The 1,460-nt window shown below is 65.1% G+C and carries 1 protein-coding gene; it reads left to right on the top strand.

Translation table 11 applies throughout. The features are described from left to right. Positions 1–149 precede the first annotated feature (149 nt). Positions 150–1,385, top strand: a complete 1,236-nt coding sequence (locus ACJH6J_RS30385; RefSeq protein WP_036437208.1) for an IS256 family transposase — start codon at positions 150–152, stop codon at positions 1,383–1,385. The last annotated feature ends 75 nt before the right edge of the window (positions 1,386–1,460 follow it).

Raw genomic sequence — 1,460 nt, forward strand, 5'->3', positions numbered from 1 at the left:
GGCTAAGTCCCCTGGGGTGGTGGGAATTCGGGGACGGGGCTGAGGTGGGCGGAGATGTTCAGGCCGTGTCGGTGCCGGTGTTGGGGTGGGCCATCGCGTAGTGGTCAGTGAGTTACGTACCAAAGTGACTCACCGAAGGAAACCGCGCGATGACCCTTGACCATTCTGCCCTGCTCGCTCAGCTCGATGCACTGAAGTCCGCTGACTCGGGTGCGGTGTTCGCCGAGTTGATCCGTTCCGGGTTGCAGCAGCTCATCGAGGCCGAGGCCACCGCGGCGATCGGCGCGGGCCGTTACGAACGCAGCGACGGCCGCACGGTGCACCGCAACGGGCACCGCCCCAAGACCGTCTCCACGACCGCCGGGGACATCGAGGTGCAGATCCCCAAGCTACGGGCGGGATCGTTCTTCCCGTCGCTGCTGGAACCCCGCCGGCGTATCGACAAGGCGCTGCACGCGGTCATCATGGAGGCCTACGTGCACGGGGTGTCCACCCGCAGCGTCGATGACCTGGTGACGGCGATGGGCGTGCAGACCGGGGTGTCCAAGTCGGAGGTGTCGCGGATCTGCGCCGGCCTGGACCGCGAGATCACAGCGTTTCGGGAACGCTCGCTGACCCACACCAGCTTCCCCTACGTGTTCTGCGATGCCACCTTCTGCAAGGTCCGCGTGGGGGCGCACGTGGTCTCCCAGGCCCTGGTGGTCGCGACCGGCGTGTCGATCGACGGCACCCGTGAGGTGCTGGGCACCGCGGTCGGTGACAGCGAGTCGTTCGAGTTCTGGCGCGAGTTCCTCGCCTCGCTTAAGGCGCGCGGCCTATCGGGGGTGCACCTGGTCATCTCCGATGCGCACGCTGGGTTGAAAGTCGCTGTGGCACAGCAGTTCACGAACTCATCGTGGCAGCGGTGCCGGGTGCATTTCATGCGGAACCTGCATACCGCGGTATCGGCCAAACACGCCCCGGCGGTTACCGCGGCGGTCAAGACCATCTTCGCTCACACCGAACCCGACGAGGTCGCCGCGCAGTGGGACCGGGTCGCCGACACCCTGGCCGCGTCGTTCCCGAAGGTGGCCGCGATGATGGGCGAGGCCAAGACCGACGTGTTGGCGTTCACTGCGTTCCCGAAGGCGCATTGGCAGAAGATCTGGTCGAATAATCCGATAGAGCGTCTGAATAAAGAGATCAAGCGTCGGGCCGATGTCGTGGAGATCTTCCCCAATCCGGCGGCGTTCCTTCGCCTGGCCACCGCGGTGGTCATCGAATCCCACGACGAGTGGCAGGTCACCCGCCGCTACCTCTCCGATGTCTCCATGGACGAACTACGCGCCGTGATCGCCGCCAAACACGCCGCGGCAGCACTTGCCAAACAACACCAAATCGCCTAGCGTTCACCATGACTCGTTGATCACAACGCGTGAACCACGCCAGATCCGAAGTCCACCACTCCCCGGGACGCTATC

The sequence above is a fragment of the Mycobacterium sp. SMC-18 genome (assembly GCF_045310895.1).
Classification (GTDB): Bacteria; Actinomycetota; Actinomycetes; order Mycobacteriales; family Mycobacteriaceae; genus Mycobacterium.

What these genes read in the sequence shown, in the direction of transcription:
- ACJH6J_RS30385 (WP_036437208.1), top strand. Translation starts at nt 150, where the DNA reads ATGACCCTTGACCATTCTGCCCTGCTCGCTCAGCTCGATGCACTGAAG.